This is a genomic window from Acinetobacter sp. WCHA29 (genome assembly GCF_002165335.1).
GTDB lineage: Bacteria > Pseudomonadota > Gammaproteobacteria > Pseudomonadales > Moraxellaceae > Acinetobacter.
In genome coordinates, this window is sequence record NZ_NHRQ01000007.1 from 1 (window position 1) to 14643 (window position 14643).

Consider the following 14643-nt stretch of genomic DNA (forward strand, 5'->3'; position numbering starts at 1 on the left):
CACCACAACAGTTTGCTGGCGACAATAGCAAGAGTGAACCACCTGATCCCTTCCCGAACTCAGAAGTGAAACCTCTTCGCGCTGATGGTAGTGTGGCGTTTGCCATGTGAGAGTAAGTCATCGCCAGCTTTTAAATACGAACACCCCCACTCGAAAGAGTGGGGGTGTTTTTTATTGCGTGGTTGAAAATTTAAATAAATAAAAATAAAGTGAGTTATGATCTCGGTGAGAAATGAGCAAATATGACTGTTGAAATAAGGCGAGCAGAGCCATTAGATGCTAAAGAAATAAAAAAAATTTATGACGGAATAAACTAAACTTAACGATGCAAATTTTACTATTTTATAATCTAATCAAGATATAGTTAAAATAAGAAATCCACCACTTATATTGCATTTAGGTGGTTATCTCGTATAACTACAATTGATTCTCTAGGAGAAATAAGTGGCATCTGTATTATCTGATCTTGACGAGCTTGTTTTAAAGTGCCGAGACCAAAAGGCTAAGAGTTATATAAGGGAAGCTGTTGCTTGCTATAAAGCAGGTGCTTTTCGTTCTGCAATCGTTTCAACATGGATTGCTGTGTCTTTTGACATCTTAGATAAGTTAAAAGAGTTATCTCTTGCTGGCGATAAGGAAGCTGAAAGACAAATTGAATCTTTTGACAAAGCTAGGAGAATTGGAGATGTTACAAACTCATTAAAATTTGAAAGAGAGATATTAGTAGTTTGTAGAGATAAGCTTGAGTTGATATCTCATGTAGAATTCATTGATTTGAACCGTTTGCAAGAAGATCGCAATAGGTGTGCTCACCCATCTATGGCATCAGATGGAGAGGTTTTCAATCCGTCAGCTGAACTTGCTAGAATGCATATAAGATCAGCTGTAGAGCATTTACTTCAATATCCACCAGCTCAAGGAAAATATGCACTAGATTCTCTAACTTCAGAGGTTGAGTCAGAGTATTTTCCAACTGACGTTAAAAAAGCTGTTGTAGCATTTGAAAGTAGTCCATTGAATAAAGCTAGAGATAGTTTAATTCGGAATTTCACAATTGTCCTTCTAAAAAAACTAATCAATGATGCCAAGGATTACAAGGAAATATATAGAATTTCAACAGCTTTAAATGCAATAGAGGTTATTCATCGAGAGCTTTATAGAAAAATATTAACAGAGAAGCTATCAAGTATTGTTAGATCTTTGGCTGTTGAAAAGCTAGATAGAGTTATTCCTTTAATAAGGCATGTTGAAGATAGCTGGTCTTACTTGGAGGCTGATATCAGGCAAAAAATCCAGACTTATGTTGAAAATCTACCAAAAGAAGAAATTGAGAATATTGATATATTTTTATCAATCCAAGGTCTGAAAAGTTTTGCAGAGAAAAGATTGAAGAAAGCAACTAGAACAGAATTAGATGAGGCAATATTCTTTGTTATCCCTCTGCAAGTAAGTGATAGAATTATTGAGTTATACTCTGAATCCCGAAATTTTGACCAAGCAAATAATTTTGCTTCTACTGTAATAAGATATGCTACTGATTACAGTAAAGAGCAAATACAGAAAATAATAAGCGTATGCGGTGATAATGATCAAATTAAACACAGTTTTGATGTTGGTTCAGTAATCAACTCAATAAGAAAGAATAAGAATGCGAATGACGACGAAATAGATGGATGGTTGGTAGAGGCAGACTTAAAAAGGTTTGCTAAGATAAAAGATAATGAAGCTGACGTTGGTAATTGATAAGGCATTATTGTGATGATGTTTGAATTTATATTAAGTGATATCTCAAAATGGCTTACTTTTTAGAGTATACGCTTTTCAAATGATTACTTATATAAAAAAGAATAGATAAGAAGAAGCTCCGTCATCCTGACGGGGCTTCTTCATATTCAGTTTATGTCGTTGATATCCTATTAACGACCGCTTCCTGCGTATCTTGTTATTTTCAATGAGACTTCCTGTCTCTTTATGCTTCTTATATTAGCGGTCAAGTCGAGAATGGAATAGACGTAAATCTACCTGATCAATGTACGCTTAGACGTACAACTAAGTGATATTATATTTCTGTAATTTGGCAACTAGTGCTGCTAAGCCTTTCACTTCAAATTCATTGGCTTCAAATTTTTCGTCTTTATTGCGTTTAAAAATGTCTCGAATTTCAATGACGGCGTTTGGATCAACTAGACCTAAGCTCGAGGTTACTTGACGAATTTGGCTAATTGAACGTGAACCATTGGTTGAACCATAGCCGATAAAAGCTGCTGGTTTGCCTTGCCATTCTTTACCGACATAATCTAAGGCATTCTTGAGTGCTGGACTATAGCCATGATTATATTCAGGGCTAATCAAGATAAATGCCTGTGCCTGCGCAATTTTATCTGCCCACTGCTGTTGTTTAGGTTGATCATAAATACCAGAAGCTGGAGGATGAGCACCTGCAAATAAAGGTAAGTCCCACTCTTTAAGATCGATGATTTCGGCTTGAATATCTTTTAATGCGAGTTCAGTGGTTGCTTGTAGTACCCAATTGGCCACTTTAATTGCCGTGCGGCCTTCGCGAACACTACCAACAATAATATAAATGAGCATATTGAAATTCCTGTGTTATTGCTTTGATTTTAAAAATGAATACTTTTAATGATCTTATACTTTTCTTTAGCGTAAAAAAAAGCTCTCATTTGAGAGCTTTTTTGTTACATCAATTTGATGCCTTGCTGACCAGCCGGGGTGACTCTGAAAATTTCTACTTCAAAGGTAATATTTTTACCAGCAAGAGGATGGTTAAAATCAATTTCTGTAGTGTCATCATTGACGGATTTTACGATACCGAACAAGGTCGCTTTGGCTTTGTCTTCAAATTCTATCATATGACCAACGATCGGACGTTGCTCAAACTTTACAGTATCGAAGATTTGGATATTTTCAGGATTCCAAGGACCAAACGCATCTTCAGGGGGTAAATGCACAGTACGACGGTCGCCTGCACGTAAACCAAATAATGCTTTTTCAAATCCTGGGAGTAGGTTGCCATCACCAATGACTAGACTAACAGGCTCTTCACGACCACGGGTATTATCAATTTCAACACCATTTTCGATCGATACTGAAAAATGTAAATCAACTTTTGAACCATCTTCAATCCGAATTTCTTCGTTTGGTTGGATAATTTCAGACATTTTTTGTTTCCGCATTTTGGATACGTTTCTTTTCAAGGAAGAAAGTATCAATAAGTAGCAGGATTGTTCCTAAGGTAATCGCACTATCTGCAATATTAAAAGCAGGGAAGTGACTGTCTTGATAATAGACATGAATAAAGTCAACGACATAACCCAATGAGACGCGGTCTATAAGGTTGCCTATAGCACCACCGAGAATTAATGCAATTGCCATCGGAAGGATGATCATTTTTTTTGGCATTTTCATTAACCAAAAAATAAAGATAATCGAGACAAAGCCTGCTAAAGAAGTAAAAAAGTAACGTTGCCAGCCACCAGCATCAGAAAGAAAACTGAATGCAGCACCATAGTTATGCAGTAATGTCCAATTCAGGAAAGGTAATACAGGAACAGGATCGGCATAGTTTAAGTGTGTACTTGCAATCCATTTTGTCCATTGATCTAACACAATGGCAAGGACTGAAAGTCCAAGCCACATGAGATTATGAGGATAAAACTGGAACAAGCCTTTTTTTGCTTGTGTATTAGGCATACTTTCTCACTTCGCCACTACCAGTGACATTGACGATACAACGAGCGCATAAACCAGCATGACCAACGTGGGTATTCACGTCTGGCAATACATGCCAGCAACGTACACATTTTTCACCATCAGCCGCAGAAACTTTGACACGTAATCCTGTTAAGTCAGTGCTTTCACCTTGTTCAGCATACGGGTAAACGATGACTTGAGACGTGATCAAGACGAAACGTAATTCATCAGCCAACTGATTTAATAATGTTTGTAATGCTTCATCTGCCCAAAGTTCAACTTTTGCAGATAAGTTACTACCAACGAGTTTAGCGTTACGTGCTGCTTCAATCTGTTTATTTACTGCTGATTTTACGCTAATCAATGTTTGCCAATCTGCTTCTGAAAGCAAGTTTGCTGTTGATGCAGTTGGGATGTCATACCATTCAGCAGTAAATACATATTTCTCAGTTTGCTCTGGGATCAATGGCCAAGCTTCTTGAGCTGTAAAGCTCAGGATTGGTGACATCCAGCGTACAAAAGCTTGTACTAAATGATACAACGCAGTTTGTGCTGAACGGCGAGCTTGTGAATCCGCTTTGGTGGTGTACTGACGATCTTTGATGATGTCGAGATAGAAACCACCTAAGTCATTGATACAGAAATTGGTCAATGCGTTAGTTACAATGTGGAAGTTCATCTCTTCATAGGCTTGCTGAATGGTTTTTTGTACTTCAGCCGCGCGTTGCAAGATGTATTGGTCTAATGCGATCAATTCGTTTACAGGTAAAGCATCTGTTGATGGCTTGAAACCATTTAAGTTTGCCAACAAGAAACGTAACGTGTTACGGATACGACGATAACCATCAGACGCACGGCTAAAGATTTCTTTACCTGCGGTCATTTCATATCGATAGTCAGCCGAAGCAATCCAGAAACGTAAACCATCTGCACCCATATCTTTGATGATGTCTTGTGGGGTGATGATGTTGCCTAATGACTTAGACATTTTACGACCTTTCTCATCCACGACGAAACCGTGGGTGAGAAGACCTTTGTATGGTGCACGTTGATTAATCGCAATTGAGGTTAACAATGACGATTGGAACCAACCACGATGCTGGTCTGAACCTTCAAGATATAGATCAGCAGGATCTTGTAATTCTTCACGTTCACGCAATACTGCGTAATGTGTTGTACCTGAGTCAAACCAAACGTCAAGTGTATCGCGTACGGCATTGTACTGTTCAGCATCTGCGCCAATGAAGTCGCTAGCATCGCGGTTATACCAACCATCAATACCTTCTTGTTCGATCAGTTTAGCAACTTCTTCAATGAGTTCAGGTGTACGAGGGTGTAATGCATTAGTATCTTTATGTACAAAGAATGGGATTGGTACGCCCCAAGTACGTTGACGTGAGATACACCAGTCAGGACGACCTTCGATCATCGATTGAATACGATTTTTACCCCAATCTGGAACAAATTCGATGTCATTTTCAATCGCATTTAAAGCAGTTTGACGCAAACCTTTGGCATCCATGCTGATAAACCACTGTGGTGTTGCACGGAAGATAATCGGTGTTTTATGACGCCAGCAATGTGGATAGCTATGTTTAATTGGCTGATGTGCCCATAAACGACCGACAGCACCCAAAGCTTCGATAATTTTTGGATTGGCTTTATAGATGTGCTCACCCGCAAAAATCGGTGCAGTTGGTAAATATACGCCATTACCACCGACTGGATTATCGACTTTTAGATTGTATTGCAGACCGACTTTATAGTCGTCCACACCGTGTCCAGGGGCAGTGTGTACGGCACCTGTACCGCTAGTCGCAATTACGTGCTCACCAACAATTACTGGGACTTGACGATCAGTAATTAAAGGATGTTGTAATAATAGCTTCTCAATGACAGCGCCTTTAAAATCAGCCAATACAACTGGATTTTCGAGCTTGTAACGTTCGATTGCTGATTCAACTAAATCTTTGGCAAGAATGAAGTTTTGTGAGCCTCGTTCAGTGCTTACTTGTACCAGTTGGTAGTCAATGTCGGCATGTACTGCAACAGCTTGGTTGGCAGGTAAAGTCCAAGGTGTGGTTGTCCAGATCACAATATCCGTCACATCTTGGACATCAACACCAAGACGGCTGCTTAAATCTTTAAGATCAACAACTGTAAAGCCAACATCAATCGCATCAGACTTTTTATCTTCATATTCAACTTCAGCTTCTGCGAGCGCAGAACCACAATCCAAGCACCAGTTCACAGGTTTTAAGCCGGGTTCGATATGACCTGCTTTGGCAATTGCGCCAAGCGAACGAACAATGTCTGCTTCTTGCTTAAAGTTCATGGTGAGGTATGGATTATCCCAATCACCAAACACGCCCATGCGCACGAAGTCTTTTTTCTGTAATTCAACCTGGGTGTAGGCATATTCACGGCAGGCTTTACGGAAAGTTGAGGCATCAACTTTAACGCCCACTTTACCGACTTTTTCTTCTACTTTCAGTTCGATTGGCAGACCGTGACAGTCCCAACCTGGTACGTATGGCGCATCGAAGCCATCCATAACACGGCTTTTAATAATAATGTCTTTGAGGACTTTATTGACTGCATGACCCAAATGGATTTGACCATTGGCATATGGAGGACCGTCATGAAGCACATATTTTTTCTTGCCAATACGCGATGCACGAATCTGCTGATAAATGTTGTCGGCATACCACTCTTCTAACCATTTGGCTTCACGCACAGCCAAATTTGCTTTCATGGCAAATTCAGTATCTGGCAAATTGAGTGTGGCTTTATAATCCACTGCATTTTCAGGAGTTTGCTTATCGCTCATGCAAGTTTTCTTCCAGTTTTATCAGTCTAAACTGACATGTATTACAAATGAAATTTAAATTTAAAAAGGAAATTCTGGTGTGCGTTCACGATAGTCTCGTAATTTTTGCACATCATCATCGATTCCAGCTTTGAGGGCTTCAAGCGAAGGATAATTCAGTTCACCATGCAAATAGTGAAGAAAGGTTACCCGCATCAATAAGCCATACAGATTAGCAGAAACATCAGGAAAATGTACTTCTAATCGCCATTCTGGCTGGTCTTGTTTGATGGCTGGGCGTGTCCCGACATGACCTGCACCAAACAAACTGTCAGCTTGATAGCCTGTTATCCCGTTGAGGGCAGGATCTGAATGTTTTACTTTTGCATTTAATGATGCATTTTCACAGACCACATCCACCGCATAAATCCCGTTTAAACAAGGTTTGTGACGGTTTAAACGCACATTAATGGTTGGAAAATCAAGGGTGCGACCAATCTGATCTCCATATTGCACTCGGCCTGTGATGCTATAAGGACGGCCCAAGAGTTTGGCTGCTAATGCCAGATCACCTTCTTGTAGAACCTGACGAATACGGGTTGAACTGACACGTTCACCATTTAAAGCGACGGTATTTAAATTGGTCACGTCAAAGCCATAATCGCGTAAAAATTCGCTGTTGCCTTGGCGGTCTTTGCCAAAATGAAAATCATCACCTAGCACTAAGCTTTGTGCATTGAGTTTTAATTTAAGTAGATCAGCAAATTCTGTGGCATTTAAACTTCTAAAATATTGGTCAAATTTCGCAACTGCAATGTAGTCCACACCAAGCTCAGTTAAATATTCTACTTTTTCACGTAATGAGCTAATGCGTGGCGGAGCATCATAAGCTTTAAAAAATTCAAGTGGTTGCGGCTCAAAAATCATCACCAATGTTTTTAAGCCTTGCGCTTCAGCCAACGTTTTGAGTTGGGCAATCATCGCTTGATGGCCGAGGTGGACACCATCAAAATTGCCAATCGTGACCGCAGTTGGGGGTAACTGAAAATCTGGCGATAAAGCGTTGAGACGAAGCAACTTCATGGGCGTTAAATACAGTGATTTTGCAAAGGCTATATATTGCCATATTCTCAGCGTTTCGTCTTGTTGTTGTGTTTTTACACAGAAAATTTTCAATATTTAGAAGTTTTATATCAATTAAATTTATTCATTAAATAAAAATAAATCAGTTTTTCTTATTTTATGATTGACCTAAAATAGCTGCATAGTCGCTTGATATTGAGAAAGAGATGAAAAAGCCGTTTTATCAGCTACAACAGAACACCGATGTGATTCGCCATTTTACCCCGAATTGGTTTACTGCAACCATGGGAACGGGTGTGGTGGCGATGATTTTAGCACAGCTGCCTTTTGCCTCATCTGTTTTGTTTATGCTTGCGACCAAATTATGGCAGTTTAATATTCTGTTATTTAGCACTTTTAGTGTGCTCTATATCTTACGCTGGATTTTATTCCCAACCGAAGCAAAGCAGATTTTTAGTCATCCGAATATGAGCTTATTCCTCGGTGCGATTCCGATGGGCTTAGCGACGATTGCCAATGGTTTTCTCATTTTTGGTACGCATTTATATGGTGATATTGCCATCCAGATAGCGACCTATCTCTGGTATCTGGATGTGTTTCTGGCAGTGGTGATTGCATGGGTGGTGCCATTTTGTATGTTTAGCTGCCAAGATCATCAATTACAACGGATGACTGCGGTATGGTTACTCCCGATCGTGGCCTGTGAAGTTGCGGCTAGCTCTGCGGGGCTGCTATTACAGCATTTAGCAGCAGATCAGCATGCGTTAACCATCTTGATCACAGGCTATGTGTTGTGGGGCATTTCTGTCTTACCTGCTTTTGCGATCTTAACGATTTTGATGTTACGTTTGGCTTTGCACCAGTTACCTGAAAAAGAGGTGGCGATTTCTAGCTGGTTATGTTTAGGGCCAATTGGGACAGGTGCCTTGGCGTTATTATTACTGGGTGAACAAGCGCCACGAATCATGCAGGCGATAGGTTTCGAAGGTTTAGCGACATTACTGCCAGCCTTGGGTATTGTGGCAAGTTTAGTGTTATTAGGTTTTGGCTTATGGTGGTTTGGGATTGCGATTTTGACCACACTGCGTCATATGCGTACAGGCATTCCATTTAACTTGGGTTGGTGGGGACTGACTTTCCCATTCGGTGTGTTTATTTTGGCGATCTTTAACTTGGCGCATCAGTTACATATCGACTTCTTACAGTATGCGGCTGTGGTTTTAAGTCTGTTGTTGGTGGGTTTGTGGGCATTGGTGATGAAGAAAACGCTGGCAGGAGCGTACAGCGGTCAATTATTTTTCTCCCCATGTTTGGTCGCCTTACAGCAGAAGATGCAATAATATCAAGGTGTGCTTTAGCACACCTTTTTTGTGTCTCTATTTTGATTTGAACGAGTCTTTTTTATGAATGCTGATATTGCTCTGATTATGGCCTTACCGAATGAATCTAAAGGTTTGTTTGAACAAGTAGGTATTGACGTTCATTACAGTGGAATCGGCAAAATTAATGCAGCATTCAAGGCATTTGAGGTGATTCAAAAGACGGGATGCAAAACGCTGATCAATTTAGGCAGTGCAGGCAGTTCGCACTTCGATGCACATAGTCTGGTTGAGGTGATTACTTTTGTACAACGGGACATGGATGTGTCACCACTGGGTTTTGCCGTGGGCGTGACCCCAATGGATGAGGACATTCCTGCCGAAATCCATGTTCAGCCGCATTTTGAACATTTACCTAAAGGGATCTGTGGTACAGGTGACTCCTTTGAAACAGGACAGCCAAAAGTATCCTGTAATCTGGTGGACATGGAAGCCTATGCCCTCGCCAAAGTGTGCCAGAAGCTTGGGGTGCGTTTGATTTCAGTCAAATATATTACAGATGGTGCCAATAATACGGCTCATTTAGATTGGGAAGAGAATCTGCTGCTTGGCGCACAAAAATTATTGGCGTTGTATCAGGCGCATTTTTAAATAAAAAAGCCTATCTGCTGAGATAGGCCTGATCAATGCTTTCTGGTTTTAACGTGGCAACACACCATACAACATCATATGCACAGTGTGCTCAACCGTACGTTGAAACATACTACGGTTACGCAAAGTTTTACCTGTGACCATTTCCATTTGCGTCGAAAAATCAGCATAGTTTTGGGTGATTGCCCAGATATTGAGAATCAACAATTCAGGGTCAATCTCTGCCGACAATTTACCTTGTTCTTGCCAAGTTTGAATCACCTTGGTTTTACGCTTAAATAGCTTTTTCAAAGGGCCTTTTAAGATTGGTAAAATATGCGGTGCACCTTGAATAATCTCAAGGGCAAATAAACGTGAGGCTTTCGGTTGATCACGCGAGCTTTCAATTTTTTGAATTAAATAGTGAGTGAGGGCTTCAGTTGGCTCAAGTTCTGATTCTAAGGTTTGTAAAGGCGCGAGCCATTTTTGCAGTACGGTTGTCAGTACTTCAACATAAAGTGACTCTTTATTTTCATAATAATAGAAAATATTGGATTTATGCATATTTGCGAGCTGGGCAATCTCATCCAGACTAGCTCCACTGAATCCATAGACGGAAAAAACATCGAGGGCAGCATTCAGCAGTTGATTGCGCTTTTGTGTACTTTTTTTCTGTTCCATCTGCGAGCTTGATTCAAAAAATGTCATTGACATTGTAAGATAAATTGTCCGATTTGTGCACAATAACACAGTTTTTTTGTCGAAAAATACGCAGTTCCAAGATGAATTGAAGCGATCTAATTGATAATACTTGAAATCTAAAAAATGAATTACATATTTTGTAAACAATTCAGTGTTAAATGCTGATGAATAAGCTCATTTTTTGATGCATATCCAGTGGAATTTATGATCATGGTGCGGTTTTAAGTTGCTAAAACCACATCTAACACTTGTTGTTCCAACTGCGCAAATGCAATAGTTTTCTTACGTGGTCGTGGTAAATTCACTTGAAATTGATGTGCAATATGTCCTTGATCTAGCAAAATAATTCGATCTGCCAATTGTACCGCTTCACTCACATCGTGTGTGACCAAAATTGCAGTAAAACCTTGTTCTTTCCAAAGGCGTTCAATCAAACTTTGCATTTCTAAACGTGTGAGAGCATCTAGCGCCCCTAATGGTTCATCCAGTAATAAAATACGTGGTGCATGAGAAAGTGCTCTGGCTAATGCGGCACGTTGACGTTGACCTCCCGAGAGTTGAGTTGGCCACTGTCTAGATTTGTCTTTTAAGCCTACTTTTTCTAATAAATTCTCAGCAAGTAGGTGTTGATCTTTTGGTAAACCTAATTGTACGTTGTGTAAAATATTTTTCCACGGAAGTAAGCGTGGATCTTGAAACATAACGCGAATATCATCGTTTGTGATGCCTTCACGAAAGTTTCTTGCGGACTGAAATTTAATCTCGCCATAGCTTGGTTTTTCAAGTTGGGCGATTAAGCGCAGTAGGGTGCTTTTACCACAACCACTGCGACCTACTATGGCGACAAATTCACCTGCTTGAATATTTAAGTCTAAGTCTTTGAGCACTTTGACTTCACCATAAAACTTATACAGTTGTTCAATCAGAATATTTGCACCATTGCTATTACTTGCAGTAGTCGATGCTTCAGATTCGCCGAGGGGTTGAATCAAGGGATTTTCATAGAAATTTAAATTTAGATTACTCATATAGTTGACCTTTTTATTTTTGATAGCCTGCATGCCAACGTAATAAATATCGCTCTAGTGCTCGTGCCAATACATCCGCTAATTTTCCAAGTATGGCGTAAAGTAAAATACCGACCAAAACGATATCGGTTTGCAAGAACTCACGTGCATTCATGGTCATATAGCCGATACCTGCTTGAGCGGAAATCGTTTCGGCCACGATGAGCAATACCCAAACTAAACCTAAAGCAAAGCGTAGTCCAACTAAAATAGAAGGCATTGCGCCGGGTAGAATGATCTCTTTATACAATTGCCAGCGATTGAGTCCGTAACTTTTACCCATTTCAATCAACTGAGGATCTACCGAGCGAATACCATGATAGGTATTGATGTAGATTGGGAAAAATACACCTACTGCGACTAAAAAGAGTTTGGCTGTTTCATCAATACCAAACCACAAAATTACCAGCGGAATGAGTGCTAGTGCAGGGATATTGCGGATCATTTGCAATGTGGTATCAAGTAAGGTCGATGCAATGCGTGATGAACCATTAAGTAGTCCTAAAAGTAGTCCGAGACCACCGCCGACCAACAAACCAAGCAGGGCACGACCTGCGCTGACTTTGACATGATGCCAAAGTTCACCACTGATCAGTAAGTGCCAAAAAGCACTCACTACAGCAGTTGGAGCAGGTAATACACGGCTTTGTAATAGACCTGAACTTGAAGCAGCTTGCCAAATCAGTAGCAATAAAACGGGAAACAACCACGGCAAGAGACCTTTGCTTATTTTTTGTGTTCCACGTGAAACATTATTTAGAAATGGTGTTGTACTCATGCCTCCTCCTTAACCAACGCTTTTGGTGTTTTGACCTCAGGCACATAGTTATTGGCAATGATTTCACCAAAAGGACCTGTGAGATGTGGTTGTGTCAGTTTCTCACGAGTTTTGAGTGGCAGAAGTGGAAATACTAATTCAGCAAAGCGGATCGATTCTTCCAAATGTGGATAGCCAGAGAAAATAAAGGTATCAATCCCCAAGTCAGCATATTCTTGAATACGTGCAGCAACAGTTTTTGGATCGCCGACTAAAGCTGTACCTGCACCGCCACGAACTAAACCGATACCTGCCCATAAGTTTGGTGAGACTTCTAATTGATCTTTGCGTCCGCCGTGTAAAGCCGCCATGCGTTGCTGCCCGACCGAGTCCATTTGTGCAAATTTTTTCTGCGCTGCTGCAATAGTCTCATCATCTAAATATTGAATGAGTTCATCCGCGGCAGCCCAAGCTTGTTCATTGGTTTCACGAACAATCACGTGCAATCGGATACCATAATTTAGAATACGTCCTTTGTCTGCTGCTTGAGCACGTAAATGATTAATTTTTTCTTCCACCGCAGCAGGTGGTTCACCCCAAGTTAAATAAGTATCAACCTGTTCAGCGGCAAGTTCAGTTGCTTCTGTTGACGATCCACCAAACCATAGCGGAGGATAGGGTTTTTGCACAGGTGGATAAAGTAATTTTGCTTCATCGACACTGAGTCGTTCGCCATGAAAAGTAAAAGATTCGCCTGTATGGGAACGAGTCAGAATCTCACGCCAAATTTTGACATATTCAGAGGCAGTCTGATAACGAGTACTGTGATCTTCATATAGACCATCGCCCTTGAGTTCCTGCTCGTCACCGCCTGTTACAAGATTGAGCAAAATACGACCATTGGAGAGGCGATCAAAGGTAGCAGCCATGCGCGCCGCCAACGCGGGGGTCGTAATTCCGGGACGTAGTGCCACCAAAAACTTTAATTGTTTGGTTGCATCAATGAGGCTGGCTGCTGTGATCCATGGATCTTCACAAGAACGACCTGTTGGAATCAATACGCCAGCATAACCAAGGTTATCGACAGCAACGGCGATTTGTTTCATATAAGCATGATCGACCTGACGTGCGCCCTTGCTGGTGCCTAAGTAACGGCTGTCACCATGAGTGGGGATGAACCAGAAAATATTCATGTCGATATTCCTTATGAAGAATGAGATCATGTGAATGAGACAGATTGCATCGTGTTTTAGATTGCAATCTGCATGGGGGATAAAGCACTTTGATTCATCACAATCAAAACCGATGAGAAATTACCTAAAATAGACTCTCAATTATTGAACTTGGTTTTTTAATACAGCATCTGCAATGACCAATTGCTTTGGAATTAATTTCTGAGCAAAAAAGGCATCAGCTACGTACTGCTGTTCTTTTTCGACTTTTTCAGAAATTGGCTGAACGCCAAAACCCATGCGAGAAATTGAAGTTTTTAAAACATCGAGCTCAAGTGCGGTTGGTTTTTCGAGTAATTTTGCAGCATCATCAGGATGGGTCTTTACCCAATCTGTGGTTTGATTCAATGTTGTCACCAATTTTTTTAGAACTTCGGGATGTCCTTCCGCAAACTTACGATCAGCTAAATAGAATTGATGATTGCTGACCAAATGCTCGCCGTTTGCGATCACACGTGCATGGATTTGATGCTCTGCTGCTGCAAAGAATGGATCCCATATCACCCAAGCATCGACTGCGCCCTTTTCAAATGCTGCGCGAGCATCTGATGGCGGTAAATAAACAGGCTGAATATCATTTAAAGTTAAATTATTGGCTTCTAGTAATTTCAATAAAAGATAATGAACGTTTGAGCCTTTGTTCAATGCAATACGTTTACCTTTCAGGTCTTGTACAGATTGTATTGGTGAATCTTTTTGAACGATTAAGGCTTCTGCAGTAGGTGCTGGTGGCTGATTTGCAACATAGACCAAGTTAGGATTTGCTGCTTGAGCAAAGATCGGAGGCGCTTCACCGGCCTCGCCAAATACGACACTACCTACATTTAAGCCTTCTAAAAGTTGGGGGCCGGCTGGAAATTCAACCCATTTTACATTGACACCCTGAGCAGCAAGATTCTTTTCTAATTCACCTTTTGCTTTGACAATCGGCAAAATGCCATACTTTTGAAAGCCGATATTTAATGTGGTGGTTTCTTGTTGTGGTGTTGCTTGCTGTTCAGGTTTTTTTGCACAACCTGCAACGCCCATTACGCCAGCAATAGTTGCTGCGATGATGGTTGAAGTTGCCCATGAGCGATTGATAAAAATAGTCATGTTGATTGTGCTCCCCAGAAAATTACAAGATCTAAATAAGTTGAGCAATTAAGCTAAAACTTTTTTTAATGCATAAAAAATAAATAATTGGGCTTTGCTTATGATGAAAAGTGCAAAATAGAAAAATAGATAATGTTATTGAGAAGATGAATAAGGATTGAAATTTAATTAGCACATAAGTTTTTGTTTTATATTTTTATTTTTTAAAAAAACAGTGCGCTTATTTTTCTAATGAGCT

13 protein-coding genes and 1 rRNA gene are annotated in these 14643 nt (G+C 40.4%); 4 read left to right on the forward strand and 10 right to left on the reverse strand.

The features are described from left to right. Positions 1 to 14 precede the first annotated feature (14 nt). Positions 15 to 129: ribosomal RNA gene (rrf, locus tag CDG59_RS06815) — 5S ribosomal RNA — on the forward strand. 315 nt (positions 130 to 444) lie between these two features. Further along, positions 445 to 1743, forward strand: coding sequence for a hypothetical protein (locus CDG59_RS06820; protein WP_087544408.1), 1299 nt, complete (start codon positions 445 to 447; stop codon positions 1741 to 1743). A 306-nt stretch (positions 1744 to 2049) separates the two neighbouring features. Here the strand turns inward: CDG59_RS06820 and CDG59_RS06825 are convergent, their stop codons facing one another. The 5 genes from CDG59_RS06825 to ribF all read right to left on the reverse strand — a co-directional run bounded on the left by CDG59_RS06825 (position 2050) and on the right by ribF (position 7603). Further along, positions 2050 to 2592 carry an NADPH-dependent FMN reductase gene (locus CDG59_RS06825; RefSeq protein WP_087544410.1) on the reverse strand — a complete coding sequence of 181 codons (543 nt, stop codon included), beginning with the start codon at positions 2590 to 2592 and terminating at the stop codon, positions 2050 to 2052. Positions 2593 to 2696: 104 nt separating this feature from the next. Next, positions 2697 to 3179, reverse strand: a complete 483-nt coding sequence (locus CDG59_RS06830) for an FKBP-type peptidyl-prolyl cis-trans isomerase (RefSeq protein ID WP_087544412.1) — start codon at positions 3177 to 3179, stop codon at positions 2697 to 2699. Then, entirely contained in the window at positions 3172 to 3711 is a 540-nt protein-coding gene (gene lspA, locus CDG59_RS06835) for a signal peptidase II (RefSeq protein WP_004907358.1), read from the reverse strand. The genes CDG59_RS06830 and lspA overlap by 8 nt, the downstream gene beginning before the upstream one ends. Further along, positions 3704 to 6541: an isoleucine--tRNA ligase gene (gene ileS / locus CDG59_RS06840; protein WP_087544414.1), complete on the reverse strand. Its 2838-nt coding sequence runs from the start codon at positions 6539 to 6541 to the stop codon at positions 3704 to 3706. The genes lspA and ileS overlap by 8 nt, the downstream gene beginning before the upstream one ends. 60 nt (positions 6542 to 6601) lie before the next feature. After that, complete coding sequence (ribF, locus tag CDG59_RS06845) at positions 6602 to 7603, reverse strand: riboflavin biosynthesis protein RibF (RefSeq protein WP_087544415.1); 1002 nt, start codon at positions 7601 to 7603, stop codon at positions 6602 to 6604. A 206-nt stretch (positions 7604 to 7809) separates the two neighbouring features. Between ribF and CDG59_RS06850 the strand changes: the two genes are divergently transcribed. Further along, complete coding sequence (locus CDG59_RS06850; protein WP_004680188.1) at positions 7810 to 8943, forward strand: TDT family transporter; 1134 nt, start codon at positions 7810 to 7812, stop codon at positions 8941 to 8943. Between the two features lie 63 nt (positions 8944 to 9006). Next, complete coding sequence (locus CDG59_RS06855; RefSeq protein WP_087544417.1) at positions 9007 to 9573, forward strand: 5'-nucleosidase; 567 nt, start codon at positions 9007 to 9009, stop codon at positions 9571 to 9573. Positions 9574 to 9621: 48 nt separating this feature from the next. On the opposite strand, the gene CDG59_RS06860 is transcribed toward CDG59_RS06855, so the two are convergent. The 5 genes from CDG59_RS06860 to CDG59_RS06880 all read right to left on the reverse strand — a co-directional run bounded on the left by CDG59_RS06860 (position 9622) and on the right by CDG59_RS06880 (position 14405). Beyond that, positions 9622 to 10233, reverse strand: coding sequence for a TetR/AcrR family transcriptional regulator (locus CDG59_RS06860; protein ID WP_004907340.1), 612 nt, complete (start codon positions 10231 to 10233; stop codon positions 9622 to 9624). Between the two features lie 242 nt (positions 10234 to 10475). Beyond that, a complete protein-coding gene (locus tag CDG59_RS06865; protein ID WP_087544561.1) occupies positions 10476 to 11282 on the reverse strand; it encodes an ATP-binding cassette domain-containing protein in 807 nt (268 codons plus the stop codon). 13 nt (positions 11283 to 11295) lie between these two features. After that, positions 11296 to 12099, reverse strand: a complete 804-nt coding sequence (gene ssuC, locus CDG59_RS06870; protein WP_087544419.1) for an aliphatic sulfonate ABC transporter permease SsuC — start codon at positions 12097 to 12099, stop codon at positions 11296 to 11298. After that, the gene (ssuD, locus tag CDG59_RS06875) at positions 12096 to 13271 is read right to left on the reverse strand and encodes an FMNH2-dependent alkanesulfonate monooxygenase (RefSeq protein WP_087544421.1); all 1176 of its coding nucleotides are present in this window, start codon (positions 13269 to 13271) and stop codon (positions 12096 to 12098) included. The genes ssuC and ssuD overlap by 4 nt, the downstream gene beginning before the upstream one ends. 141 nt (positions 13272 to 13412) lie before the next feature. Beyond that, the gene (locus tag CDG59_RS06880) at positions 13413 to 14405 is read right to left on the reverse strand and encodes a sulfonate ABC transporter substrate-binding protein (protein ID WP_087544423.1); all 993 of its coding nucleotides are present in this window, start codon (positions 14403 to 14405) and stop codon (positions 13413 to 13415) included. Positions 14406 to 14643 lie beyond the last annotated feature (238 nt).

Excerpts from the sequence above, each read along its gene's own strand:
- CDG59_RS06825 (WP_087544410.1), bottom strand. The coding sequence starts at position 2,592 with ATGCTCATTTATATTATTGTTGGTAGTGTTCGCGAAGGCCGCACGGCA.
- CDG59_RS06830 (WP_087544412.1), bottom strand. The coding sequence starts at position 3,179 with ATGTCTGAAATTATCCAACCAAACGAAGAAATTCGGATTGAAGATGGT.
- lspA (WP_004907358.1), bottom strand. The coding sequence starts at position 3,711 with ATGCCTAATACACAAGCAAAAAAAGGCTTGTTCCAGTTTTATCCTCAT.
- ileS (WP_087544414.1), bottom strand. The coding sequence starts at position 6,541 with ATGAGCGATAAGCAAACTCCTGAAAATGCAGTGGATTATAAAGCCACA.
- ribF (WP_087544415.1), bottom strand. The coding sequence starts at position 7,603 with ATGAAGTTGCTTCGTCTCAACGCTTTATCGCCAGATTTTCAGTTACCC.
- CDG59_RS06850 (WP_004680188.1), top strand. The coding sequence starts at position 7,810 with ATGAAAAAGCCGTTTTATCAGCTACAACAGAACACCGATGTGATTCGC.
- CDG59_RS06855 (WP_087544417.1), top strand. The coding sequence starts at position 9,007 with ATGAATGCTGATATTGCTCTGATTATGGCCTTACCGAATGAATCTAAA.
- CDG59_RS06860 (WP_004907340.1), bottom strand. The coding sequence starts at position 10,233 with ATGGAACAGAAAAAAAGTACACAAAAGCGCAATCAACTGCTGAATGCT.
- CDG59_RS06865 (WP_087544561.1), bottom strand. The coding sequence starts at position 11,282 with ATGAGTAATCTAAATTTAAATTTCTATGAAAATCCCTTGATTCAACCC.
- ssuC (WP_087544419.1), bottom strand. The coding sequence starts at position 12,099 with ATGAGTACAACACCATTTCTAAATAATGTTTCACGTGGAACACAAAAA.
- ssuD (WP_087544421.1), bottom strand. The coding sequence starts at position 13,271 with ATGAATATTTTCTGGTTCATCCCCACTCATGGTGACAGCCGTTACTTA.
- CDG59_RS06880 (WP_087544423.1), bottom strand. The coding sequence starts at position 14,405 with ATGACTATTTTTATCAATCGCTCATGGGCAACTTCAACCATCATCGCA.